Consider the following 26,336-nt stretch of genomic DNA (forward strand, 5'->3'; position numbering starts at 1 on the left):
ATATGTAAATATAAAAAAGCTTAAAGACTTATATTTTATAAAATATTCGTCTTTAAGCACAGAAGGAGCTTATTTTTTAAGCATTTCACCAATAGCCGCTATACTTCCAAATGAAGAAAGTATTTCGTTAGGAAGTATCAACTTGTTAGCAGGATTTTTAGCCATTTCCTTTAATGCTTCAATCTGCTTTAATGCTATAACAGTTTCATTTGTCCCAGATTCTATAATTGCTCTATTTACCTTTGTAATAGCGCCGGCCTCTGCGATTGCTATTACCTCTATTGCACGAGATTTACCTTCTGCCTCAAGTAATTGTGATTCCTTTAAGCCTTCAGCGCGCCTTATATTAGATTGTTTATCAGCCTCTGCTTGAAGTATCTTAGCCTGTTTTTCACCTTCTGCTTTTGTGATAGAACTTTGTCTGTCACCTTCTGCTTGAAGTATTTTAGCTCTCTTTTCTCTTTCGGCTTTCATCTGAGTTTCCATGCTAATTCTAATATCTTCAGGAGGCATTATGTTTTTAATTTCTACTGATATAATTTCTATTCCAAATGTTGATGTAATAGCTTCAACATTCTTTAAAATCTCTATATTTATTTCATGTCTCTTTGAAAGTATTTCATCTAAAGTCATTGAACCAACGGTATTTCTCATTTGAATAGTTGCAGTATAAATAATACCCGCTCTAAAGCTTTCTATGTTATAAACTGCATCTCTTGCATTTTTTACAACATAAGAACAGACATTATCTATAGTAATTTTAACGTTGTCAAGTGTTATAACAGCTTGAGGTTCAATATCAATGTAAGTTATTTTCATGGAGATTCTTTTTCTTACATACTCAATAACTGGAACAACAATATGCCATCCTGGCTCTAAAGTTCTGTTATATTCACCAAATCTTTCTACTACTACTAAATAACCTGTACTAACAACTCGAACACTTGAAACCAAAATCAATAAAATAATAACAACTATAACTAGTATAATAATTAATTGCATAAACATCACTCCTATTTTTATATTTTTTTCTATCTCTTTATTTTATCATAGTTTTTCCTAATTTTATCTACTAATTAAATCATTATAATTTATATTTTTGTTAAGCTATGTTTTATACTTACTTATTTGTGTATTGAATATAAGTAGCACTTTATGATAATCTATTAGTTATAACTAAAATATACAATACAATATAAAATTGGAGTGAAAAAAATGATAGATTCTTTCATAAAAGTATCTGCTGCATGTCCTAAAACTAAAGTTGCAGATATTGATTTTAATTTAGATAACATAGAAGAATGTGTTAATAAAGCACTAAAGGATAGCTCAAAACTTGTGATTTTCCCAGAGCTTTGTATAACTTCCTATACTTGTGCTGATCTATTTTCTCAGCAAATTTTAATAGATAAATCTTATGATTCCATAAAACAACTTTGTTCTTTTTCAAAGCAAAAGGATATACTCATATGCATCGGAGCACCTCTATTAAATAATTACAACTTGTATAATTGCGCTTATATAATATTTAAAGGCAAAATATTAGGTATTGTTCCTAAAAGTTATTTGCCTAATTATACTGAATTTTACGAAAAAAGATGGTTTACTGAAGGCATTGGCATAAAAGATACTACCATAAGCCTTTCTTTTCAACAAGATATCCCCTTTGGCACTAATTTAATTTTTCAAGCCGGTAAGTTAAAACTTGGCCTAGAAATCTGTGAAGACCTTTGGGTTACAATACCTCCAAGTTCTTATTTAAGTCTTGCCGGTGCTAATGTACTTGGAAATCTTTCCGCCTCAAATGAAATTGTAAGTAAAGCTGATTATAGAAAAAGTCTTGTGCAAGGTCAGAGTGGACGTTGTATATCCTCTTATGTATATTCATCTTCTGGTATTGGTGAATCTTCCACTGACCTAGTTTTCAGTGGCCATCTTTTGATTGGAGACAATGGTTCTATAATAAATGAAAATCATAGATTTCAAAGAGAAAATCAAGTTATTACTTCTATAATAGATTTAGATAGATTAGATATGGAACGTTCAAAAAATATAAGCTTCAGCGACAGTATGAAATTTTGCCCATATGAAGTAAAAAACATCCAATTTGAATATGAAAACATGGATATTGGAGTTTTTAATAAAACTATTGAAAAACATCCTTTTGTTCCTTCTGATAAAAAGGTTAGAGATTATAGGTGCAAAGAAATATTTAATATTCAAACATCTGCGCTGGCTAAAAGATTGGAACATACTGGTATAAAAAAGGCCATCGTAGGCATTTCTGGTGGACTTGATTCAACTTTAGCTCTGCTTGTAATAGTAAAAACTTTTGATCTTTTAAAAATACCTAGAAAAAACATAATAACTATTACCATGCCTGGTTTTGGAACTACAGATAGAACCTATAACAATGCTGTTAACCTTTGTAAAAACTTAAATACTGATTTTAGGGAGATTAACATAGTTGCGGCATGTCTGCAACATTTTAAAGATATTGGTCACCCAGTAGAAAAGCATGACGTAACCTATGAAAATGTTCAGGCAAGAGAAAGAACTCAAATACTTATGGATATTGCCAATAAGGAAGGAGGTCTAGTCATTGGTACTGGGGATCTGTCAGAACTGGCTTTAGGTTGGTGTACCTATAACGGTGACCATATGTCTATGTATTCAGTAAATTGTTCAATTCCAAAAACATTAGTTAAATTTTTAGTTAAATATGTTTCACAAAAGGAATCAGATAAAAATATCTCTGACCTTTTAGTAGATATACTAGACACTCCAATTAGCCCAGAACTTTTACCAAAGGATAGTGAAGGAAATATAGCTCAAAAAACGGAGGATTTAGTTGGACCTTATGAGCTCCATGATTTTTTTCTTTATTATTTTGTGCGACATGGTGCAACACCTGAAAAAATACGTTTTCTTGCAAACATTGCCTTTAAATCTATATATGATGATGAAACTATTGCGAAATGGCTAAAAAAATTCATTACAAGATTTTTTACGCAGCAATTTAAACGTTCTGCAATTCCTGACGGTCCAAAGGTAGGAACAATAAGCCTTTCTCCAAGAGGTGACTGGCGAATGCCCTCTGATGCTTCATATAATTCATGGCTCTAAACATAAAAAAGCATTCCCTATAGGCTAGCCCTATGGAGAATGTTTTTTACTTGTAAATATCGACGATTAAACCTGAAATTTCATCTATAGTAGAAGCTACATTCAATTTTTCTCTTTCTTCACTAAGAAGCATTTTTGTAAGATCTTCTAGCTTGCTATCAATTACATCCACTGTAATAAAATACTGTGTCTGCCAAAAACTTATATCCTTCTTAATTGAATACATGTGGCTTAATACTGACGTAAGATATTCTTTTATCATATTTTTATATGCCTTTACATCAACATAACACTTTGTAATAGAAAGTCTATTACCTTTTTTTTTAATTTTATCATGCATATCTTTTAGTTGCTGTTCTGATTTATGTTCCCTAGCAAAATTAAAACTCTGTGAAAAGTCCTTCTTCATGGTAGCCTGTTTTTTTTCCATAGGTGCCATAGAACTACTTTTAAGCCTTGATATCTCCATTAATTTCACCTCTCAAATTAATTTCCAATCACACTGCACTAATATTTCAACAAACTTTTTAAAGTATTCTTCTTCCAGTTCTCCAAATCTTGCAACAGTCGGGCTATCTATATCCAGTACTCCAACTAGTTTTTCATCAATTACAATTGGCAGAACAATTTCAGAGTTACTTGCACTATCACAAGCAATATGTCCTTTAAATTCATGGACATTGTCGATTCTCATAATCTTTTTAGTGGCCGCAGCAGTTCCACAAACGCCTTTTCCAATCTTAATCCTGTTACACGCAGGCATCCCTTGAAATGGCCCAAGTATTAATTCATTATCACCTGCTAAATAAAACCCTGCCCAATTTATATCGTTAGTCATAGCCTTTACTATAGCAGAAGCATTGCTTAAGTTTGCTATTATGTTCATTTCATCACTTATTTGACCCTTTAGCATCAATAGCATTGTGTCATAATTATCTTTTATATTATCAGTTTTATAAATGTTTTCATCCATAACTATTACCTCACAATAAATGTCATTCAATTAATCTCTTTAATGAATATATTATCACACATATATATTTTTTAATAGTATTAAAACATTCAATCAAATTATATTTTTTATTCCAATGTACATTATCAAATTAAAGAAGAACCATTTCAAAATGATTTTACTCATGTGAAATAGCTCTTCTTTAAGTATTTTTTAATTTATTTCCCTAACAATTCCTGTATCTTTGGTGTGCATCTTCTACCACCGCATCCACCCGAACCTGCTCCTGTTATTTTTTGCACATCTTCTAATGTTTTAGCACCGCCGGCAATAGCCTCTTTAATTTTAGCTCTGGTTATGCTTTTACAAATACAAACCTTAGTTAATTTGTCCATAACTTCTTTACTTGCGTTATTCTCCATTTGTATCACCTCAGATCTCTTTTAGAATCTAAATTTGTTTATATATTTAGTCCTTTCCTTCTCTCCTCTATAATTGCTTCAAGTTTATCTGCTGCCTTAACTACATCACCTTCAATTATAAGTTTTCCGCCTGTGATATTAACCAGGTCTTTTGTAAGTGTTTGGGTAACAACTTCACTACCATCAATAAATGGTGAAATTGCTACGTGAAGTGGAAGTCCTAAAGTAAGTCCAAATGCAGCATCTGCGAGTGCCTGTTCTTCTAACCATTGTGGTGCTGAAAGCACCAATGGAAGCTGTGGAATATCAATGTTTAATACTTTAGCAAGTTCTACTGCCACCATTTCAAGTCTTCCTATAGCAAGACATGGTCCAAAATTAAGTACTGGTGGAATCCCTAAGGCTAAACATACTTCTTTAAGATTATTACCAGCAAGATTTGCTGCACTCATTGACATAAGTCCTACATTTTCAAGTCCACCTGAAGAACATCCTGCTGAAAGAACTAGGATATCTCTTTTAATAAGTTCTTTTGTAAGTTCAACGGTAAATACATCATGACCCTTAGCCGTAAGATTGGAACATCCAACAACGCCTGCTATTCCTTTTATTTTACCCTGAGCAATTAATTTTATTAGTGGCTCAAAACTTCCACCTAAGAAATCCTTTAACGAACCTTCGCTTACTCCAGTTATAACATCATCATAACCGTGATCTTTTGGTATGTCTATATCTACGATTTTTCTTCTACTATTATAACTTTTTAATGCTTCATCTATTAACTTTTCACTTATGTCTTCTGCTTTGTCCATATCAAATGGAATATAATCTGCATCTTTCTTTTTAGCCACGTCATCTATACATATCATTTTAACCTGATATTTTTCTGCTATAGTTTCGATACCCGGTATTGTGCAATTAAATTCTGAAACCACAAGATCAATTCCTCCGGTAGCAAGAACCGCTTCGCTAGTATAATTATTTCCCGCATGTCCAGCAAATACTTCCTTATAATGCTCTCCTCTTAATTGTAAATCCTGACCAACACAAGTACATCCCACTAGCCTAAAGCCTTTTGCACCAGCCTCTTTCGCTCTAAGTTTAACCTGTTCTGTGATAAGTCTATCCTGAAGATCTGCAATATCTGAATGTTGATGTCCCGTAACCATTATATTAATGTAATCTGCATCTATAACTCTAAAACCAACCTTGGCTTCTCTAATCTTTGGTTTTCCTAGCATAACATCATTCAACAAATTTGTAAGCATGAGTCCATAAATTCCTGTTGAAACCCCAAGATTTAATGCATTCATCAGCATATCTATTGGATCACTACTTAGATTTGTAGAAGTTTTCACTATAGCATCAAAAACTTCTGACTTTGCGCCTCCTGGAAGTATTCCTATCTTTTTCCAGTTCTCATACCTTGGTCCATAAGCAAGTTTTTTTACAAGTTCCATCTTTTCAAACCTTGGTTTATAAAGATCTGATATAACAGCCTCTGCAACCTTTACTGCTTTTTTATTTATATCTCCTTCCTCAATGTCAAAAATGTGAGCAAGCATATCTAAAGTTTCTGGGCTTTTAATATTTAAATTTCCACTTCCACTACCAATTTTCTTTAAATTCCAAGCAGTATTTTCAACCACATGAAGATAACAAGCTGTTCCAGCTGCAATAGCCCTCAAAAAATTCCTAGCAACTATTGTATCTGCATCAGCTCCACATACACCACGGGGGGATTTGGGTGTAATTCTACATGGCCCGTTGGAACAGAGTTTACAGCATACTCCATCCTTTCCAAATTTACATTTATGGCTTTGCTTTTCTACTCTGTTAAAAGATGTTTCGAGGTCACCTTTAGTTTCAAGATAGTTAGTTAATTTACAATCTGCTGATTCACACAATGACATATACATTTTCCTCCTTAAATTTAGAAACTATACTAAATCAGTATAGTTTAATATATAACATCCCATATAAAATTCCAAGTCTAATATGTAAAATTGTATAACATACTGACTAGTTATTTTTTAAGATGCCTAAAATAGGATTACCCTATCTTTTAACTTTACCACGCGCCCTGTTTAAGCTCTTCGAAATTTATGCTTTCTAGTTCATTAATCATTTTTGACTGAACATTATGTAGTGCCATATGAATTGCGCAATTATCGCCCTTGCCCGCTGAACATGTTGCTTTATCATAAAGACATCTATTTATCCATATGGGTCCTTCTATAGATTCTATAATCATTCTTAAATTTATTTCTTTTGGACTCTTTTCAAGTGAATATCCTCCATTTGTTCCTCTATGTGATTTTATAATTCCAACTTGAGTTAATTTTCTTAAAAACTTGAGCAAAAACCTTATAGGTATGCCTCCAAGTTCACTTATTGTATTGGCAGTTAAAACCTCCTGCTCAGAACTTTTGGACATAATTAATACTGCTCTTATTGCATAATCACTTTCTTGAGTAATATTCATTTTATCCCGCCTATTTACAATACTATACCTTTTTGGTACACTTTTATATTATATGTATTGATTTTATTTGTCAATATATAATTCTTTCATTCTTTTTTATGTTAATATTATCATGGAACGCAATACCTTCTATTTAGGCATATTTTAAATGTCATGCTGTTTTTTGGCTTTATTTCTGCTTTTATGGAATTTGAATTATATAAAAATCAATAGTATAATACCACATGTAGTATGTGTTATCGCTAATAGCACTACATATTGTATCTGTAAGGAGGAACAAAATGAACAACATAAAAGATTTATTCAAAAGAGTTTTTACTAAAGAGTTAGATTTACAAGGAGATAAAACAGTATACGATCTATTTAATTGGAAAAAGGTAGACGTATTTATGAAGGATTTTAAAACAGGCAAAGTCTTAATTGATATGAAAGATTTGGAATTTCCCGAACATTATTCTCAAAATTCCTGTGATATAATTGCTTCAAAATATTTTAGAAAAGCTGGCATTCCCGAAGCGCCGCATTATGAAAATAGCCTAAGGCTTGTAGCTCATAGATTAGTGAATTTTTGGCGTGAAGCTCTAAAAGATGAAGGTCTCATTGAAACAGAAGAGGAGAGCAAAATATTTTACGATGAATTGGTTTTTGCATTTTTAAATCAAATGTACGCTCCAAACTCCCCTCAATGGTTTAATACAGGTCTTGCCCAAAGCTACAATATAAAAGGAAAAAAGCAAGGTAACTACTATTATGATGAAAAAGAAAAAAAAGTAGTTCTCTCGGATGACAATTATACTAGAACTCAAGCCTCTGCTTGCTTTATCATCTCAATTGAAGATAAACTTTTAGGCAATCATTCTATATCTAATCAATACGTTACCGAAACAAAGCTATTTAAAGGTGGTTCAGGAACAGGTACAAATTTTTCAACCATAAGAGCAAAGGGTGAAAAATTATCTGGTGGTGGGTATTCTTCCGGTCTCATGAGCTTCTTAAGAGGTTTTGATAGGAATGCTGGTGCCATAAAATCAGGTGGTACCACAAGACGTGCTGCTAAAATGCTTTGTCTTGACATAGATCATCCTGAAATATTTGACTATATAACTTGGAAAGCTAAAGAAGAAGATAAAGTTCGTGCACTAGGTAAAATGGGATATGACATAGGTTTTGAAGGTGAAGCTTATGAAACTGTATCAGGTCAAAACGGAAACAACTCGGTTATGTTTTCAAATGAATTCATGACTAAGGTTAAAAATCTTCATAAAAATCCTGATGAAACTATTGAGCTAAAAGGAAGACTTGATACTTCAGTAAATAAAGTTGTAAAGGTTAAAGACCTTTGGGATACATTTAACAAATCAGCTTGGGAATGTGCTGACCCTGCACCTCTTTTTGGGGACACCTTAAACGATTGGCATACTTGTCCTAATGGTGAAGATGGTAAATATAACGCTACTTATAATAAAATAAACTCCACAAATCCTTGCGGAGAATATGCATTTTTAGATGATACATCCTGTAATCTTGCTTCTATCAATGTGTACAAATTTTATGATAATACAACTAAACATTTTGATTTAGAAGGTTATCAGCATATAATTGGTCTAGCACAATTACTGCTAGAAGCATCCATTCACTGGGGTCAATTTCCAACTGAAGATGTGGCAAGAAGGACCCATTTATTTAGAACTACAGGTCTTGGTATATGTAATTTAGCATCGCTTTTAATGGTTAAAGGTTATCCTTACGATTCCGAGAAAGCTAGAACTTTGGGAGCTTCACTAGTTGGAATACTAACAGGTCGTGCATATTATGTATCAGCCTTAATGGCAGAAAAAGTTCACAGTTTCCCTAAATATGAAATCAATAAAGACAGCATGAACAGAGTAATAAGAAACCACGCAAGAGTAGCTGGTGCAATTGATTCCCCCTACGAAAATCTTCATTACAAACCAATAAAAGTTAACCATAATCTGTTAAAAAGTGAACATTTAGAAGATTTAAGTAAAGCTTTAAAAGAAAACTTTAAAAATGCTATAGAATATGGCAAAAAGTTTGGATATAGAAATGCTCAAGTTTCAGTTATTGCACCTACAGGAACTATTTCATTTGCAATGGACTCTGGAGCTACTTCAATAGAACCATTTTTCAGTCATGTTATCTACAAGAAATTATCTGGTGGAGGATTCATGACAATAATAAATCCAATTATAGCTGCTGCTCTAGAAAATTTAAATTACACTAAAGAACAGATAAAAGATATAATGAACTATATTTTAAGAAAAGAAACCGTGCAAGAAGGCGACTATTCATATGAAAAGATAATAGATGGAAAAATAGAAGGTGCCCCTCATCTTAAAGAAGAACACTTTGCTATATTTGACTGTGCTAATAAATGTGGTAGTGGTGAAAGATATATTGCGCCTAATGGTCATGTGCATATGGTAGCAGCTCTAGTTCCTCTTATATCGGGTTCTATATCTAAAACTGTTAACCTTCCTAAAAACGCTACTATAGATGATTTTAAAGCCGTTGTTTTAAAATCTTGGGAACTTGGAGTTAAAGGTATTACTCTTTATAGAGATTCATCAAAAGCAAGTCAACCATTAAATACTACGCTTGACGAAGATACTGATGTAAAACTTGAAAACATGACCTATAATGCATTAATTGAAAAAGTTAAAAGCTTAGAAATACATGCTCCAAAACCAAGTCGCGTAAAGCCAATGGGCATAAGACATGGCACAACACATCCTGCACAAATTGCTGATGTTAAAATATACACTACAGTAAATAGAGATGAAAATGGAAAAATAAACGAAATATATATAACTACAGATAGAGAAGGTACCATAATTACAGGGCTTTTAAATTCTCTTTCGAAATCTATTTCAGTTATGCTACAATACCATGTTCCACCAAAGGATATTTCAAGAATGCTAAAAGGACAGAAGTATGAGCCTTACGGTTTTGTTCAAAAACATCCTTATATTAAACATGTTTCATCTATTTCAGATCTTATAAGCAAAATCATAGATATTGAAATGGACGATTTTTCAAGCTGCCAAGTTAAACCAGCAGATTATGCTACTCTGGATAAAACAGATTATACTTCCCTTGATAAAATCGAAAAAAGTTCTGATTCAGAGAGAGTGTATGATGCTACTTGTACTACTTGTTCCTCCACTCGAATGGTTCGAAACGGAACCTGCCTAGTTTGTATGGATTGTGGTACAACAACTGGATGCAGTTGATACATTAACGTGAAAAAACTAAAATAAAAATACAACTAAGTGGTATTCTAAGACAATTAACTACTGCCTAAATACCACTTAGTTATTTTTTGATGTAATTGTTTTTATCCTTGCAAATAATGTTACCTACTTAAAGCACTATAGGAGTAGGTTGAGTTTTTTAATTGCCCATTGAGCCATTTCTCTTACCTTTTCATTACCGTCATTACATGCATCAAAGATAGATTCCTTATATTGCTGCTTATACTCATTTACCATTACATTTATTGCATTAACTTTCCATTTCCAGACATCTTCTTTTTTTATATACCAAAATTTGGGTTGTATTGTATTTTCTAAAAATTCATAGTCCATCTTAAGTATTTTTTCTAATGATATATGTTGACCTAATTCATGTAAATTAGGGAATTCTTCTGCGTCCTTCCAACAATTTTTATTCATAGGACAAATATCCTGACAGACATCGCACCCATAAACCCAATTTCCAATATGATCATTATATTTTTCGTTTGGCATGTCCCTGCCCCGAAATGTGGTAAGGTTAGAAATACACGATACTATGTTCATAGTATATGGTTGTGATAACGATGCTGTAGGACAAGCTTTAATGCACAAATCACATTTTTCAGGACAAGCTCTCACATTTGGTATTTCTATAGATTCTAATTCCTTATCAATCAACCATGCTTCTAAAAACATCCATGAACCATCTTCTGTATAAAAAAAATTATTTTTACGAATTACTCCAAGTCCAGCTTTCAGCGCTGCCCAGCGCAATGCAGTAAGACCAAATTTTCGTTCAGTTTCTGCCCTAAGTCCAGTACCTTTCATATATTTTTCGAATTTTAAACTGTCTTGAAAATCTTTAGAATTTTCGTCTGTTCTACTATCAACTAAATAGGATTTTGCAATCATACCTTTTAGATGCTCTGGCACATGATATTTTCCATATTTCCTTACACATATAACAATGGATTTTGCCCATGGATATTCCTCTTTAAGGCGAGCAAAACGATAAAATCCTTTATAATAAGGCTTAGCCTCTGGAACTCGGTTAATACGTTCATTAAGTTTTTCCTCATAACCTGACATATCAGATATTTTAATAATACCGCACTTTTCATAACCCATATTAATCGCTGCATTTTTTATTTGAGATGATGCTGAATACATTTATTAATCACCCCTTTTTTATTTTTATCCATTTTCTATATCTTCTTTTATAGCCTTTAACTGCCTAATTTGATAATAGACCGTACAGTCTGTTTTGTCAATAAAAATTATAAAATATCTATTTATATAATTTGTAGGATTAAATCTACATCAATTTTGCTGGAAAGTCTTAGAATAAATAATAAAGAGCTTGAAGTCAGTGAAATGAAGGTTTGAGAGATGGTTCATGAGTATATTAATAGACGATACTTTAACTTATAGAGTTTCCTGATGGGACTTTCAATACATTAGATGTAACTCAATACTTTACTATTTTGCCACTCCCTAAATTAAACCTTACGTCCAATCATTGAAATAATTGGACGATTTTCGAAGATATCATTCACTATAAAAGGTCCAATTTATCAAAATTGTCAGCTGATTTTTTATAAGCCAGAAAAGCTATTAATATAAATAGGATAACTCCGAGAAGAAGTACAGGGAGCTGCTTTATCTGGTTTTCCACACTGACGCTGTCACAATAATCTCGCATATACGGGATTACACGAAGTATTACCTCAGCTCCCAGCATATAAAAAAGCATTATAGTGCTTGCCTTGGCAAAAGGCACTCCTATTTTATACCCGCTTTTATAATATTGGGTAAGAAAAATAAAATTGAACAAACAAAGCATAATAAATGCCAAACCGATGAATGCTACATTTGCTTCAATACCCACTTGATTATTCATCAAAATGAATTTATCCCTGATAAAAGCAAATGGAATACATGTCACGACCTGTGCCAGTTCAATGCAAACCACTAAATAAAATCTTGCTTTTACCATGTCTCTTTTTTGAATTGGCAAGCCAAACATATAGTATATATCACGATTTTCACGGTTTGCCTGGAATACAAAAAAAATACCCAGACAGTTATAGAAAAATACTATATAATACGGGTAACTTGGAATACATAAAAGTGCACTTAAACTTAAGAAAATATATGCTACAGGATGCATAGAAAGTTTAATCTCTTTATACATTAACTCTTTCATTATTGTCACTCCTTCTCAATATAAATCATGATGGATTCCAAATCAGCCGGTAAAATTTCTATATCCCCATCAATTGGAACATTTTCAGTAGAAACTAGTCCACAAAAGCCATCCGCATGTTTCTTAAAACTTATCAGTTTTTTACTCATTGCCCCCGTAAGCTGCTCTAGGCTTCCTTTTACAATCCTGTAGGCATCCAAAAATGATTTTTTATCTGTGCTTGCAATAATTTCACCATTTTTTATATAGGTAATATCGCTTGCGCATTTTTCCAAATCCGTTGTGATATGGGTAGAAAACAGAATACTTACCTGTTCTTCTTCCACAAGTGTGATAAATAGATCAAGCAGATCATCTCTTGAGACAGGATCAAGTCCACTGGTGGGTTCATCAAAAATCAATAATTTGGCATGATGGGACAAGGCTAATGCCAACTGATATTTTACCTTCATTCCTTCAGATAACTCATCCGCATTTTTCTCCGTATCCAGATGAAATCGATCTAAGTACGCTTCATAAACCCCATCATCCCATTTTTTATAAAACCTTTTAGTAACCTCTGTTATAGTTTTCAATTTTTTCTTGGGGTAGTAATTTACTCCTCCGGATACAAACCCAACTTTCTGCTTGATTAAAAACTCATTATCTGAAAAATCTTCCCCAAAAAATTTAATTGTTCCACTATCTGCATGTACATAATTAAGTAAAGCTTTTAATGTGGTAGTCTTGCCTGCACCATTACGTCCGATAAAACCCATAATGGTCCCCGAATTCATTGAGAATGAAACATTCTTCAATGCAAATTTGTCGTATTTCTTGTTTGAATTTTGTATTGATAATACAACATCCATATACAATTCTCTTCTATTTGATTTTCTTTTATTAATTTTCAAGCAATTGAAGCCTTACTCTAATATCAAGCAATCCGTCTTGCAATGATGCGCCTACGCTACCACCCATCTGTTTGGCAAGTAGTTTTACGATTGACAAGCCAAGACCAGTATTGCTACTCCTTGTTTTATCTGCTGTATAGAAACGATCGAAAATCCGGTTAACGTCAATTTCCGAAGCATTTTTCACAGGATTACTGAAGGATATAACCGCATTTTCCATAGACATTAGCCTCACATCTACATCACAATTACAGTGCTGAACACAATTCCGAATTAAATTTTGAATAATCCTCATGACCATTTCTTTATCCGCAAAAACAAAAATATTTGGAGTTTCCTCAATGTGTACCACCAAATTATTTTCTTCTAATGTTGGAACTGATGCTGCAAGACACTCTGTCACAAGATTTGTAAGATTAACTCGTTCCATATTAAGTTCTGGTTCTGAGTTTATAAGATAAGAATACTCAAAAAAGTGCTCAATTAACTGTCCCAATTCCTCAGTATGTTTTTGGGCAATTTGAAGTTTTTTCTTCTGATTATGGGTTAATTCATCATTTTCCATAAGTTGCTGATACCCTTTTATTGCCGTAAGAGGCGTACGAAAATCATGGGAAATATTCGCAATCAATTCCTTGAAATTTTTTTCTCTCTTAATACTATCAAAACGCAATTTTTCTTCTACAGCTAAACTTCTGTTAATATTAGCGGTGAGGGTATTTAACTGGCGGTTAATTAACTCTAAACTAATGGGTTGTTTCGTTTTTTCAAGCATCCTCTTGGCGAGTTGATGGTTTATATTTCTTAGTTGCATTTGAATATACACAATATAAATTATGAGCATGATACATAAAATTCCTAGCACAATTGTTAGCACTCTCACCACCAACCTTTCAGCTACTTTATTTCTGATTTTCTAAATGTGCAGTACGTAACGCCTAGCATTACAATTATAAATATAAGACTAACAGAGATTGCTTTTAAGATGTCTTCCACTGCTGAATTAAATGTGAGAAAAGTGTAGTTACCTCCAAATGGTGTACATGCAAAAATGCGATCAAACATAAGAGACCTACCTCTTAATCCAATCAGCTGAACACAAAAAATTGTAAACACATAATAAACAGGCACCACAAGAATTGGTTTCTTGAGCACAAAGGCAAGAGGTATACCCACACTGAGTTGTGCCATATATACAATCATCAAGGTAAGCATTACAACAATAAGTTTCATTATTTTTGACGCAGAAAACACCATGCCTGCGTCTTTAGTCAATATATGAAGAAAACCCACCGCATCTGTCCCCATACTGAACTTTGAGCCTGTGCTAAGAGCAATACCAGTTATGATTGCATATGGAAGCAAAATTAGCGCTATGGAACAGAAAAATACTATTGCTTTACTAACTATGACGGTACCCCTTCCATAACCATTTGAAATAGCATCATTGATTGCTTTATTATCAAAATCTCCGCAAATAAAAATTCCTGCTAGAACAGCACCGAGAATACTCATCACATTGGCATCAGAGAACAAAAACCAAATTCCGGTGGTTCCAGCGCCAATCTTACCATGTTGTATCAGATATGCAACTACTACAACTGTAACCGCACTTACAGTTGTTATGCCAAATAGAATCTTAATTGCCATTGATTTACGTAACTTAAATAAGTCGGACAGAATGAGATTATACATTTCTGCCACCTCCAACAATAGAAATAAAATAATCTTCTAGAGTATCACCCTCATTTGAAAAGTTTGTAACCATAATTTTGTTTTCAAAGATAGCCCTTGCTACTCGTTCTTTTTCGTCTAGATAGTCATATAACTTAATGGTTTTATCCGGCATAACTTTGTAATTACTTGTATTCAGTTCCATTTCCAAAATACTTACCAACTTTTCCGGCTCATTACAACTTATGAGAATATGATGTTTGCAACATTCATCAAGCTCAGCGTGAGTTAGTGTCTGTTTAATTTCGCCTTTGCTAATAATAATATAATCAGTTGCAGTTTGATACATTTCGGGTAAGTTATGACTTGAAATTAGAATTGTCATTTGCCGTTCTTCGCATAACTTTCTTAACAAATTACGTATTTCCACAACACCTAATGGATCAAGGCCATTTATGGGCTCATCCAAAACAAGAAATTCTGGATTTCCAATGAGAGCCATAGCAATACCTAACCGTTGCTTCATGCCAAGAGAAAAGTTTTTTGCTTTCTTTTCCTTTGTATGAGAAAGTCCCACCAGTTCTAATAATTCATCCTCAATTTCCTTGTTTGGAATGCCTAGCATAATTCTACGAAACTTCAGATTTTCCTTTGCTGTCATATTAGGGATAAAACTAGGATATTCAATCATACATCCAAGTCTTTTACGCTCCATCTGTAATGCTTTTTCACCTACATGGCCGAAAAGCTCAATGCTACCACTTTCCTTAAAAGAATGTCCAGCAACAATACGCATCAGCGTAGATTTACCTGCGCCATTTTGTCCTATTAAGCCATAAATTCTGCCAGCTTCTAACGTCACCGATACATCATGCAAAACATTTGTGCCGTGATAGCTTTTTGTCAATCTATTTGTTTTCAAAACATATTTATTCATTTTTGTTCACCATCCTTTCTATCTTTAGTATAAAGCCCAAAGGTTTAGAAAAGGTTAAGAGTTTCAATAAAAGTGTTTGGAAAGTGATAATTAATCCTTGTATAACCGATAGCCTAATCCCCATACCGTTTCGATATATTCCTCGCTAGAATTTGCTTTGTTTAACTTGTTACGCAAATTACTCATATGGGTTTTTATTGCATTATCATCTCCAAGATATTCTTCTTTCCATATGGATTCATATATATTTGACTTAGCGAATACTTTGCCTTTATTCTTCATTAATAAATCGATAATAAGGTATTCTTTTGCTGTAAGGTCTAATTCTTTACAGTTAACCATAAGACTCTTTGCATTAACGTCCAGCACCATATCCTTATACTTAAGCACATTATTCATTTTCTCTTGCTTATGAGAACGTCGCAAATTTGATGCTATGCGGGCTACAACTTCTCCCAAATCAAATGGCTTGGTAATATAATCATCAGCACCCAACTTCAATAAATCAATTTTGGTTCCTACCATATCCTTAGCAGAAATTATGATTACAGGTACATCTGAAAATACTCGAACCTCTTTTAATATCTCATCTCCGCTTTTATAAGGAAGCATAATATCAAGCAGAATCAAATCAAACTCTTCTGTCTTTGCCTCCATAATCCCCTCAATTCCAGTATAAGCAGACTTTATCTGATATCCTTCACCATTTAATGTCTCCGCAAGCATCAGATTCACATCTTTGTTATCTTCAATAATAAGTATTCTATCCATTTGGCTCACCCACCAGTTTATAAATAATCTTAATTTTCATTATATACATAATTCATACCTGAATTTATTACTGTTTCTATAACATTCTATCTAAATATAATTCAACAGGCACCCATAATTGTCCTGCACTTAGTAAAAAAAAGTAAATCTGTTTTCTCATTATAATACAGTGTTCTTACAGTAACTCACACATATTATTGGACGAATTTAAATTTTTTGGGCATTGGAGAATATTATATATATAAATTTAATATTAAATTAGAATATCGCAAATCGATTCATAAATAAGAATAGATTTGCGATATTTTTTATTGCGTATTAATAGAATGTTACGACACAAAACTCTAATCGGTTGTTCAATTTATAACGTTTAGTATTAAAAACCGTTTTAGATGGGGAGAGTTATTATTTCTTAGCCTGATTTAAAATATCTGAAATATTGGCATTAGGGTGATGATATCTTTTACGAGTTGGTGTTTTCTTTCCATATTGAATAGCTTCTTGAGGACACCACTGCAAACAAGCTAAACACTGTTCACATTTATTATTCCATATTGGATTTCCACTATTCATATCAATATTGCAAACAGGACAAATCTTTTGGCATATACCACATTTATTACATTTTTCATCAACCCAAAAATTCTTATCCATTTTGGCAATATTCTTAGCTGAATGGTTGTAAATTAAATTTGAAAATAGTAAGTTTACAAGTATGTTGTTATTTTCCTTTTTACCCTGCTTGTTAGTTTTAATATATTCAGCAATGACTTTAACTTTTTCACCACACTTATCAAACAATTTCTTTTGCTTTTCTTCGAGAAATGCTCCATATTTTGGCACGTAATTACCAGGCATATTTACGGTAAATCCTGCCGAAAGCTTTCCTTTACAACTTTCTATTACTTTTTCAAGTATGTTGATCGCAACACCAGGCATACCACCATGTGTAGCAATTGCATAAACGTATTTATCATTAAGATCTTCAAAGTTTTTGATGAATCTTTCAATAATGAGAGGTATCCCCCACATATAAACTGGAAATATTATTACTACAACTTTTGCATTAGTTTTAATAATACCCTTCCCTAGTACATAGGGAATAGAAATAAGATCACCCTCTATTTTTTTTGCAATATCTTTAGCTACTGTCAACGAATTTCCTGTACCTGTAAAATAATATACATCTGGTTTCATTCCAATTCTCCTCTCTTTATAATAATATAGGAATCTATCTAAATGTAACGTTTCACCTTATTCATATATTTTATATACACTTCTCCAAATTCCTTAATACACCATCTTTCTTCTGAAAGAATAATCCAATGCGCTGATATTTGAAAACATATTAATAGCACAAGCAATATCCATGATTGAGTTAGAATTACACACCCTAAGAAATAAATAAAATATGCAATGTACATAGGATTTCGGGATACTCGATATAACCCATTTAAATTTATTCCGCTCATTTTAGGCTTAGCATAATTTATTATAGATACCGCATATAAAATAATTCCTAAACTATAGATTATTAGACCTATGTAAAACCACTCAGAGTCTGCCCTGATTTTAAGTAATACCAAATATAGTAAAATAAGGGTAGTTGAAATTTGATAAACCCAATATGCTACTTTTTCTCTTCCGATTACTGGAGCAAATAAACCCGCACGTTTAAGTGCTTCTTTGTTTACTATACTTAAAAGCCCATACCTAATAAGTATAATTGGTATTACTGTCAAAACTGCATTCATTTTATCCCACCTTCTATATCTTTAATTTATAACTACTTCCTACCATTCCATGTGGTCATCCGGATAATACCTCATATTAATTTAACCTTTTTATATTTAATAATTGTGACGTAATAAGTTACCATTGTGACGCAAGATTAGAATTTTACATAATTTAATTTTCAAAAAATACTTTATTTTGTAAATTCAAATACTCCATTAGGATTTATTTTCAAAAAAGAAAAGATTTCATTTAGTGCAGTTATAGCATCTTGTTCTGAAGAAAAATATGCTAATTGATGAGCATCTCGTCCCCAAAACGTGCGAGTTGCAACACCGATTAACACATATTTCTTATCTTTCATTCCACTACATGCTCTAATATAAAATTGATAACAATTTACAATTGCTAAATTTCTATGATTACAATTACTTTTAATCCACATAATTTATAAGCCCCGCATTATACAATTTATTTTTATTTCGTTATTTTTTTACGATTGTTGAACAATTAATAAGATTTCGAATTACTTCCCTGTCCATCTGAATTTGTGGGACATCCATAGGTGTAGGTATACTTATCCCCCACTTCCTCGCCGTTTCGGCAGTACCGTTCTGTATGGTCACTGCGAAGAAACCCAGTTACCTCAATTTCAAATTTGTACTCCTCATCATACCATTTTTTCATGATTAACCTCCAAAGTAACACCAAACACCAATTACTATTTACCTTTATGCCAATTATAAAAATCTTTTAGTTCTGCTTTACGTTCCTGTGGTAACTCTGTTTTCTTAACAGCATGAATTGCACCTTCCAGTGCTAACAATCTATGAATACATGCAGAAGAATCAATTTCTTGTATTTTCAGCCACGCCTGTTCAGCACCAATATTTTTTAATTCATAACAAGTAAATATACCTACTTCATTCAACTGTCTTTCAACTTCTTTTCCGATATTAGGTAGTTTTGATAATTCTCCCATAATGAATCTTCCCTTCAAATTAATATTCATAATAATCAACCTTAAATTGGATTTTATTTGTTTTTAAAATAAGAATATACTATTCTCATTTTCCATAATATCATTATACTCCAAATTTTATAATCATCTATTAATTTTACCTATAATTTTCTATTAACCCTTAAATATACTAATATTATTATTATGTATTGACCTAAAATAGAATTAATTTTTTTAAAAAAGTGTCAAGCCTAACACGATGTCATAGTGTAATGTAAAAATATGTCTTGAAGATGCAATATAAAACTCGTAGCCGGCAGAGTTTTGGTGAGTTTTGACATCTCTAAAATTATATTGGATGTATATAGCCATGAGAACAGTGAAACAGGTTTCAGATCTAGCAGGAGTAAGCGTACATTTACTCATCTATTGTATAAATATACACAAAATACAATTCTGGTACACATCATAATTGTATCTCTACTAAATAAAAATACAACTAAGTGGTATTCTAAGACAATTAACTACTGCCTAAATACCACTTAGTTATTTTTTGATTTATGATAATATCTCATATAGTGTATTTGATGAACACGTTATTTTACGTATGTAGAAATAAACTCTTTTGACATTTTGGCGATTTTATCTGCATTTGTCCAATGTAAATAGTGTCCCCCACTAAGAACTTGAATCTTTTGAATATCCGAGTTTGAAATTACTTCTTCATGAAGTGGCAACCACTTTTTATCACTGTCTACCGAATCTTTTGATATGAATGATAAAACAGGTAAATTATTTGGATATTTCACGTCATATAGTTCTTTTGTATTTGTATTCACCATATTAAATTCATTTATCACAGAGACATTTCCGCTATTCCAAGCTGTTGCCATTTTTTTCATTTTAACTTGTTTAGCAGAATAATAATTGTTTTTGTTCATGCCATCATCAACACTTGGCAAAAGGTATGTAGTGTCCCGTACAATTCCAAACGTGTTAAGTAACGTCAAATAGGGTGACATGCTAGCCTCTTTATTGATTTTTGTTTGATTAGGTGTAGATTCGTCAATTCCAATAATCGCCTCCACTTCCCTGGGATAATTTATTGCATAGTACATCGAATATACTCCCGATATCGAGTGGGGCATCAATATATATGGTCCCTTAATTTTTAATTCTTTAAGTGCTGTCCTTATTTCATTTACAATGTTTGCATTAGAACGTTCTTCTTTTGTAGTGTCGCTAAAACCGTATCCAAAATATTCAAGGATTACGACTTTATAATCTGAGCCTAATCTTTCTGCCAACGGCATAAAGTCTGTTATTGGTGATGCTGTTCCGAGCCCGCTTAGTAACACGATTGTTTTTTTTCCTGAGCCAGTAACATAAGCTTGCATGTTTTTACCGTCCACATTTATGGTTTGACCGGTTTTATATTTGTTCTTTTCAATTAATTTCAGGACATTATGAGTTACTGCTGAGATTATCAATAATCCAACTATAATCCCCAAAATCCATAGTAATACCATACGGGTTATTTTAAGTGCCTTTTTCATCTACTTTTTCCTCCATTATCTTCATTTGCTATTAGTTACAGCTTGAGTTATTTATCCAATCCAACTTTATTATAAGTATATATAAATGTAACTCCAGCGATTATTATCCAGATTAAGATTACTGCTATATTCTTGGCTTCTCCCGTTCCAATCTCTCCCCCACTAAATACCTTTTGAAACATTAGGTTCATATTATAATTAGGCAAAAACCTTGCTATTAGTTCTATCTTTTTACTGAAGTTTGAAAGTAATGGCACCATTAAAAAAAACATAAGTATAGGCATTCCTACTGTTCCTGCCGCCATTTGATCCGGAACAATAATTCCTACTACTGCTCCAATTTCTATCATGCTAATAACTACTAAAGACGTTAACAATATAAATTTTCCTAAGTGCACAGAATCCATTCCAACTATATAAAATATAACTATATTTAGAATTTCTGATACCAAAAAAGTTATTATAACTTTTCCTGCTAAAAACTCCAAAGGTGACACACCTGAAAGCATAAGAGTTCTAAGTGTATTTTTTTCTTTCTCTTCTGCAATCAGCATGGCTATCATAAAACCAGCTATAAGTACAATATTCATACCTACACACATGGATAATATCTCTAATTTACCAAACCCATCATTCTTACCTACTCCACTAACTGCCTTAGTGTATATAAAACTAAATAGAATTGGCAACAAGCACATTAACAAAACATTTGCATTTTTGGATAAGCCTTTTACTTCCTTTTTAAACAATGCAGCAATTTTCCTCCTTGAAAATCCCATTATAGTTTCCTCCCTGTAAGATTTAAAAATATTTTTTCTAGACTAGGCTCCATAGAATGAATTGATATAAGCTTTCCGCTATCCATCCACATTTTAATCTTTACAGAACTTTCTGGGCTATTCTTAAGCATAATTACCCTATCACTGTCTCTTAAGATTACCTTGATTTCTTCCGTGGTATATTTTAATTTTAAAGCTTCTGGCTTTCCTATTTCCGCTATTTCACCCGAGTTTAAAAATGCTACTCTATCACAAAGTTTATCCGCTTCTTCCATGTTATGAGTAGTCAAAAATATAGTTGTACCTTCTTGATTAAGTTTCCTAAGCAATTTGTGAATCTCTAAAGCAGTCCCCGGATCCAATGCAGAAGTTGGTTCATCTAGGAATAATAGGCTTGGTTTGTGAAGTACCGCTCTGGCTATCATAATTCTTTGCTTCATACCCTTAGAAAGCTTTATTGCTTCTTTCTTTATAGTATCACTCATTCCTACCTTCTCTAATATTTCCTCTACATTTTTCTTGGGAACTCCATATATGTCTGCATATAGCATTAAATTGTCCCCAACTGTTAGTTTGTCGTATACGCCACTATTATCTGACAATATTCCAACGTTTCTAAAGATATATTTTTTATTCGCATATACCTCTTTGCCAAATACCTTAATTTCACCACTTGTTTGAATTAATTGTGAAGTCAACAACTTAATCGTGGTGGTTTTTCCGGCTCCACTCGGTCCTAAGAAACCAAATATTTCACCTTCCTTCACATGAAAGGTTAAATTCTTTAATGCCATACTATCCTTAAAATTCTTTTTTACATTTTCCATCATAATGATATTATCCATTTTCAAGCTCCTTTCTGCCCGGTTGTTATATCAATTATGTTACAGGTTGGATATTGACACAACAAAATAGCTATGAATGGAGTATTAAATTGCTTTTGTGGCTCCTTTTTTAAGCCCAATGGAGAATATAATACCATGAATTAACATGGTAAATAAGTTCAAATTTTGAGAATTACAATTTGAGTATTGTTTTTAATTCGTCTAATCTTCCTTTTGACAAAGGCACGGAACTCTTTATTTTATCATCCAAATTCACACTGTAACTGTTTCTTGTCCAAGTAATTATTTCACGAACTCTTTGTAAATTTACAATATACGATCTATGACATCTGAAAAATCCAAAGTGTTTTAACCTTTCTTCCAAATCGGTAAGGGAAATAGTGCAAGGAAACCGTTCTCCGCTGATATATAGATTACTAATTCCTTGTTCACCCTCAATATAATCAATCTCTATCGGATCAAACAACAGAATTTTCTCCCCCATCTTAACAGGTATCTTTTGAATTTTATATATTTTGTTTGTGCTGACGATTTCTTCTAAATGGATGCTTACCCCATCTTTATTCGTTTCCGCTTTTGGGCTATCATGTTCTTCTCTGTTATTGTTTAAAAACACCAATCCATCTGCATCTAATCGATACGCTTTTTCGCCAATCATTATCGTATCCTTAAAAAGCACGGAAGTAATCAACACAGCTGTTCCACCAGAACATAAATCATCTATATTTTCTAATATAGACATGGTCCCCTCAATGTCCATATTAAGAATTGGCTCCTGAAAAATCAACAATTTAGGCTGCTTTAATCTTTCTCTTGCAAAGCTAACACGTCTTTTTTGTGAATAACTTAACTTTTTAATTTGGGTATTTGCAATGTCCAAAAGAGCTAGCCCCATCAATATTTCTTTGTAATCGACCTTGCTACCAAAAATTTCAGCAAAAAACTTCATATAACCCTCTATGGTCATATTTTCATAAAGAGCTTCCTCTCTGAGTACAACACCTATTCTAGTTATATTTTTCTTAATATACTCCAAATTTTTAATACCCTCTATAAAAATCTCACCTTTTCCTGGTATTTCTCTTCCTAATATCAAATCTATCAGCAAATTACTTATTTCGTTACTACATTCTATACTTACAGAGCTTCCATTATCTATATTAATATCTATACCTTTCAAGATATTATTCTTTTTCTCTTTATACAAACCTCTAATTTTAAGCATATAAATTCATCCCTCTGACTTTTTGTTAATAATTATAGCATAGATTCGGACAACTGAATAATTGAATGCAATTAATGTTTCAATGACCGAAAACTATAGAAAGCATCCAACTTCATATTTCATATGACAACTAATAGATATGTTAAATAATATTCTATGGGTGTTACACAACATTTAACCATTGTGGCATAATTTAAGAAAATTATGCCATGACTCTATTGTTTGCTTTTATGATAACGTAAAATGTTTATGAACATCTGCGTGTAATAATAAAGATAAATCATTGCAACCCCTATTATTAGGTATTCATATGGGAATTTAGATTTTTCCACTGTATGGTTAATTTCAAGTGTAAAAGCATACGAACTGGCTTTTCGTAAATGCCAAGGTGAGGATACAATAACTGCTGTTCTCAATCCTCTATCTTTCATGATTTTCTTTGAATTTACTAAATTTTCATATGTACTCTTTGCAAGTTTCTCACGAATTATACTGCAATTAGGCACTCCTAATTCAATCAAAGTTTGTGCTATAACATCTGCCTCAACGTAGTTATTAGCTACAGCCGCACCAGTGCAAATAATCACTTCAGCGATTCCTTCATGATATAGTTTCGCTGCTTTATTTATTCGCTCTCGCAGAATTGGTGACACACTTCCATCTTTTTTTACGGGATAACCAAGTACAATAATCACATCTTTCTTTTGCCCATTATTATAGTTTGCTTTCTTTAAACCTCTACAAAGAACAACATACTCAATCATAAAGCATATTAATATTGTACATATAATATATAATATTATCATATCTCCTCCTATATGTGAGATTCTTTGCATGACCAAACTCTTTACACCCACTCATCAGGATGATTCATTGTCCGTTGTAATTCATCTAAGAATACCTTTATTTGATAGCCATCCACCGTAGCATGGTTAGCCGTAATAGATAAAGGCATTTTAGTCATGCCATTATTTTTAGCAAATCCGCCGGCTTCAAAAATCGGTGCATAATATTTTTTTGCACCTTGAAGATTCATGGATAAACTATTAAAAGTAAACCACGGAACACAAGATATGATGTAGTTGTTTGGAGGTGGTGTACCCTTTGACGACATAATACCATGATTGTTTCTGTGATGCTCAATATCTTCCATATAGCGTTTATAAAATATCTTAAAACCTTCATCATATTCTGTCCAAAGAAATGTTATTGTTTTATCGTCTTCATGAAATATGGGATAAAAAGGCGTTAGCGCGTCCCAATATCCTAACACATCGTCCTTAAATGCCATACGAAATTCCTGTTGTTTGCCAATAGCTCCAGTTACCAGATATAGATATGCTGGAAAGAATTTAATTCCTTTCTTTTTTAATGTATTCCTAAGAATTGTGACATCCAGTGTTACATTAATTGAATAGGTTATTGGATTTACTGTTTCCGTAAAATAATTATATGTTTCTGCTCTTGACCATTTCTGTATGTCAATAGCATGGAAACCTCCTGTCTGCATATTCATTTTTACCCCCCTAAATAGTTATAGTTCAAGAAATTTTATTTCTTTTGTCTTAGCTTGAGTTTTCACAAGCAAAACCATATTTCATACCCTATATCTGAATCAATGGAAAAATTCTATAAAATCTATATTCTTCACTTTATTATTGTCGTTCTTTTTATACAAATTAATTTTGACATCCTCTAGCGTTAGATCTTTCACATGATGATCTATAATTTTTTTAGTACACATTTTTTTGGGAAGAATAGCTATGCCTTTTTTGCATTCAAGCATTGATAGGATTAGGTCCATAGAATCTATTTCAATAACTTTCCAGTCGTTTTTTACTTTCAGAAGAAAATTAAGTGTAGCTTTCCTATAAGGACAGCCCTTATCTCTATTTACTAGAACTGATATATTTTTAAAATCATTTAATTTTATTTCTTTTGATCCTAGCCATCCAATCTTCTCATAAAAAGAATGAAATAATTCTATTTTACTGTCTTGCCATTCTCTATTTATTATTGCCACATCAATTTGGGATGTTTTTAGTAAAAATAGCAGTTCTTCAGTTGGTCGCGTATATAAGGAAAACTTAGCATTATTATTTATTAACAGATTGGATAAATAGTTTTTAGTAATTGTTTGTGTAGCACCTATTTTTATTTGAGTATTGTTATTGGATATTCTTACCTTTGCTTCATCTATTAAATTTATTATCTTTGTTGCGTAATCTAGCAATATCTCTCCATCTAAAAGTAACTCTACCCCTGTATTAGTTCGTGTAAAAAGCGACTTATTTAATTCTCTTTCTAATATCTTTAATCGAGCAGTTACATTCGGTTGAACATAACCTAGCTCCTTAGCTGCCTTTGAAATAGAACCTAATTCTGCTACTTTAGTAAATATGACTAGATCATTTATCTCCATTGCTTATCACCCCTTGTATATCATTTTAACTGATATACAACATAATTTATAGTTATTTTACTTATATATACCTTAGGCGTAAAATAAGGCT

At 32.4% G+C, this 26,336-nt stretch carries 26 protein-coding genes and 1 pseudogene; 2 read left to right on the forward strand and 25 right to left on the reverse strand.

The window, feature by feature from the left end:
* Positions 1 to 69: 69 nt before the first annotated feature.
* Complete coding sequence (locus BR66_RS0120050) at positions 70 to 1,002, reverse strand: SPFH domain-containing protein (RefSeq protein ID WP_026884512.1); 933 nt, start codon at positions 1,000 to 1,002, stop codon at positions 70 to 72.
* A 213-nt stretch (positions 1,003 to 1,215) separates the two neighbouring features.
* Between BR66_RS0120050 and BR66_RS0120055 the strand changes: the two genes are divergently transcribed.
* Positions 1,216 to 3,126, forward strand: a complete 1,911-nt coding sequence (locus BR66_RS0120055) for an NAD(+) synthase (RefSeq protein WP_026884513.1) — start codon at positions 1,216 to 1,218, stop codon at positions 3,124 to 3,126.
* 46 nt (positions 3,127 to 3,172) lie between these two features.
* On the opposite strand, the gene BR66_RS0120060 is transcribed toward BR66_RS0120055, so the two are convergent.
* The 5 genes from BR66_RS0120060 to BR66_RS0120080 all read right to left on the reverse strand — a co-directional run bounded on the left by BR66_RS0120060 (position 3,173) and on the right by BR66_RS0120080 (position 6,985).
* On the reverse strand, positions 3,173 to 3,595 hold the full coding sequence (locus BR66_RS0120060) for a YaaR family protein (RefSeq protein ID WP_026884514.1): 423 nt from the start codon (positions 3,593 to 3,595) through the stop codon (positions 3,173 to 3,175).
* A gap of 12 nt (positions 3,596 to 3,607) precedes the next feature.
* Complete coding sequence (locus BR66_RS0120065) at positions 3,608 to 4,099, reverse strand: GAF domain-containing protein (protein WP_026884515.1); 492 nt, start codon at positions 4,097 to 4,099, stop codon at positions 3,608 to 3,610.
* A gap of 197 nt (positions 4,100 to 4,296) precedes the next feature.
* Positions 4,297 to 4,500, reverse strand: a complete 204-nt coding sequence (locus BR66_RS0120070) for a (2Fe-2S)-binding protein (protein ID WP_026884516.1) — start codon at positions 4,498 to 4,500, stop codon at positions 4,297 to 4,299.
* A 38-nt stretch (positions 4,501 to 4,538) separates the two neighbouring features.
* A complete protein-coding gene (gene cooS / locus BR66_RS0120075; protein WP_026884517.1) occupies positions 4,539 to 6,413 on the reverse strand; it encodes an anaerobic carbon-monoxide dehydrogenase catalytic subunit in 1,875 nt (624 codons plus the stop codon).
* Between the two features lie 158 nt (positions 6,414 to 6,571).
* Complete coding sequence (locus BR66_RS0120080; protein WP_026884518.1) at positions 6,572 to 6,985, reverse strand: RrF2 family transcriptional regulator; 414 nt, start codon at positions 6,983 to 6,985, stop codon at positions 6,572 to 6,574.
* A gap of 281 nt (positions 6,986 to 7,266) precedes the next feature.
* Between BR66_RS0120080 and BR66_RS0120085 the strand changes: the two genes are divergently transcribed.
* A complete protein-coding gene (locus BR66_RS0120085) occupies positions 7,267 to 10,239 on the forward strand; it encodes a vitamin B12-dependent ribonucleotide reductase (RefSeq protein WP_026884519.1) in 2,973 nt (990 codons plus the stop codon).
* A gap of 138 nt (positions 10,240 to 10,377) precedes the next feature.
* Here the strand turns inward: BR66_RS0120085 and BR66_RS0120090 are convergent, their stop codons facing one another.
* The 19 genes and pseudogenes from BR66_RS0120090 to BR66_RS24360 form a co-directional block, all read right to left on the reverse strand.
* On the reverse strand, positions 10,378 to 11,412 hold the full coding sequence (locus BR66_RS0120090; RefSeq protein ID WP_026884520.1) for an epoxyqueuosine reductase: 1,035 nt from the start codon (positions 11,410 to 11,412) through the stop codon (positions 10,378 to 10,380).
* Positions 11,413 to 11,797: 385 nt separating this feature from the next.
* A complete protein-coding gene (locus BR66_RS0120095; protein WP_026884521.1) occupies positions 11,798 to 12,448 on the reverse strand; it encodes an ABC-2 transporter permease in 651 nt (216 codons plus the stop codon).
* A gap of 5 nt (positions 12,449 to 12,453) precedes the next feature.
* A complete protein-coding gene (locus BR66_RS0120100; RefSeq protein WP_035796696.1) occupies positions 12,454 to 13,299 on the reverse strand; it encodes an ABC transporter ATP-binding protein in 846 nt (281 codons plus the stop codon).
* A gap of 31 nt (positions 13,300 to 13,330) precedes the next feature.
* Positions 13,331 to 14,227, reverse strand: a complete 897-nt coding sequence (locus tag BR66_RS0120105; RefSeq protein WP_341350082.1) for a sensor histidine kinase — start codon at positions 14,225 to 14,227, stop codon at positions 13,331 to 13,333.
* A gap of 11 nt (positions 14,228 to 14,238) precedes the next feature.
* Positions 14,239 to 15,036, reverse strand: a complete 798-nt coding sequence (locus BR66_RS0120110; protein WP_026884524.1) for a hypothetical protein — start codon at positions 15,034 to 15,036, stop codon at positions 14,239 to 14,241.
* Positions 15,029 to 15,952 (reverse strand): ATP-binding cassette domain-containing protein, encoded by a 924-nt coding sequence (locus BR66_RS0120115; protein WP_026884525.1) that lies wholly within the window; start codon positions 15,950 to 15,952, stop codon positions 15,029 to 15,031. The genes BR66_RS0120110 and BR66_RS0120115 overlap by 8 nt, the downstream gene beginning before the upstream one ends.
* 90 nt (positions 15,953 to 16,042) lie before the next feature.
* A complete protein-coding gene (locus BR66_RS0120120) occupies positions 16,043 to 16,723 on the reverse strand; it encodes a response regulator transcription factor (RefSeq protein WP_026884526.1) in 681 nt (226 codons plus the stop codon).
* A gap of 405 nt (positions 16,724 to 17,128) precedes the next feature.
* Positions 17,129 to 17,920 carry an EFR1 family ferrodoxin gene (locus tag BR66_RS0120125; RefSeq protein ID WP_026884527.1) on the reverse strand — a complete coding sequence of 264 codons (792 nt, stop codon included), beginning with the start codon at positions 17,918 to 17,920 and terminating at the stop codon, positions 17,129 to 17,131.
* 38 nt (positions 17,921 to 17,958) lie between these two features.
* Positions 17,959 to 18,477: a methyltransferase family protein gene (locus BR66_RS0120130; protein WP_026884528.1), complete on the reverse strand. Its 519-nt coding sequence runs from the start codon at positions 18,475 to 18,477 to the stop codon at positions 17,959 to 17,961.
* Between the two features lie 173 nt (positions 18,478 to 18,650).
* The gene (locus tag BR66_RS0120135) at positions 18,651 to 18,902 is read right to left on the reverse strand and encodes a hypothetical protein (protein ID WP_026884529.1); all 252 of its coding nucleotides are present in this window, start codon (positions 18,900 to 18,902) and stop codon (positions 18,651 to 18,653) included.
* Between the two features lie 74 nt (positions 18,903 to 18,976).
* Positions 18,977 to 19,144, reverse strand: a pseudogene (locus BR66_RS25880) (TIGR04076 family protein); the annotation flags it as partial.
* 34 nt (positions 19,145 to 19,178) lie between these two features.
* Positions 19,179 to 19,439: a TfoX/Sxy family protein gene (locus BR66_RS0120145; protein ID WP_026884530.1), complete on the reverse strand. Its 261-nt coding sequence runs from the start codon at positions 19,437 to 19,439 to the stop codon at positions 19,179 to 19,181.
* 575 nt (positions 19,440 to 20,014) lie between these two features.
* A complete protein-coding gene (locus BR66_RS0120150) occupies positions 20,015 to 20,974 on the reverse strand; it encodes an alpha/beta hydrolase (RefSeq protein ID WP_026884531.1) in 960 nt (319 codons plus the stop codon).
* Positions 20,975 to 21,021: 47 nt separating this feature from the next.
* The gene (locus BR66_RS0120155) at positions 21,022 to 21,753 is read right to left on the reverse strand and encodes an ABC transporter permease (RefSeq protein WP_026884532.1); all 732 of its coding nucleotides are present in this window, start codon (positions 21,751 to 21,753) and stop codon (positions 21,022 to 21,024) included.
* Entirely contained in the window at positions 21,753 to 22,598 is an 846-nt protein-coding gene (locus tag BR66_RS0120160) for an ABC transporter ATP-binding protein (RefSeq protein ID WP_026884533.1), read from the reverse strand. The genes BR66_RS0120155 and BR66_RS0120160 overlap by 1 nt, the downstream gene beginning before the upstream one ends.
* Positions 22,599 to 22,770: 172 nt before the next feature.
* Positions 22,771 to 23,823 carry a LytTR family transcriptional regulator DNA-binding domain-containing protein gene (locus BR66_RS0120165; RefSeq protein WP_026884534.1) on the reverse strand — a complete coding sequence of 351 codons (1,053 nt, stop codon included), beginning with the start codon at positions 23,821 to 23,823 and terminating at the stop codon, positions 22,771 to 22,773.
* A 215-nt stretch (positions 23,824 to 24,038) separates the two neighbouring features.
* The gene (locus BR66_RS0120170) at positions 24,039 to 24,629 is read right to left on the reverse strand and encodes a YdcF family protein (protein ID WP_026884535.1); all 591 of its coding nucleotides are present in this window, start codon (positions 24,627 to 24,629) and stop codon (positions 24,039 to 24,041) included.
* Between the two features lie 41 nt (positions 24,630 to 24,670).
* Positions 24,671 to 25,339, reverse strand: coding sequence for a CatA-like O-acetyltransferase (locus BR66_RS0120175; RefSeq protein WP_242841188.1), 669 nt, complete (start codon positions 25,337 to 25,339; stop codon positions 24,671 to 24,673).
* 99 nt (positions 25,340 to 25,438) lie between these two features.
* The gene (locus BR66_RS24360) at positions 25,439 to 26,245 is read right to left on the reverse strand and encodes a LysR family transcriptional regulator (RefSeq protein WP_051624321.1); all 807 of its coding nucleotides are present in this window, start codon (positions 26,243 to 26,245) and stop codon (positions 25,439 to 25,441) included.
* Positions 26,246 to 26,336 lie beyond the last annotated feature (91 nt).

Source organism: Clostridium akagii DSM 12554, assembly GCF_000686725.1.
Classification (GTDB): Bacteria; Bacillota; Clostridia; order Clostridiales; family Clostridiaceae; genus Clostridium_I; species Clostridium_I akagii.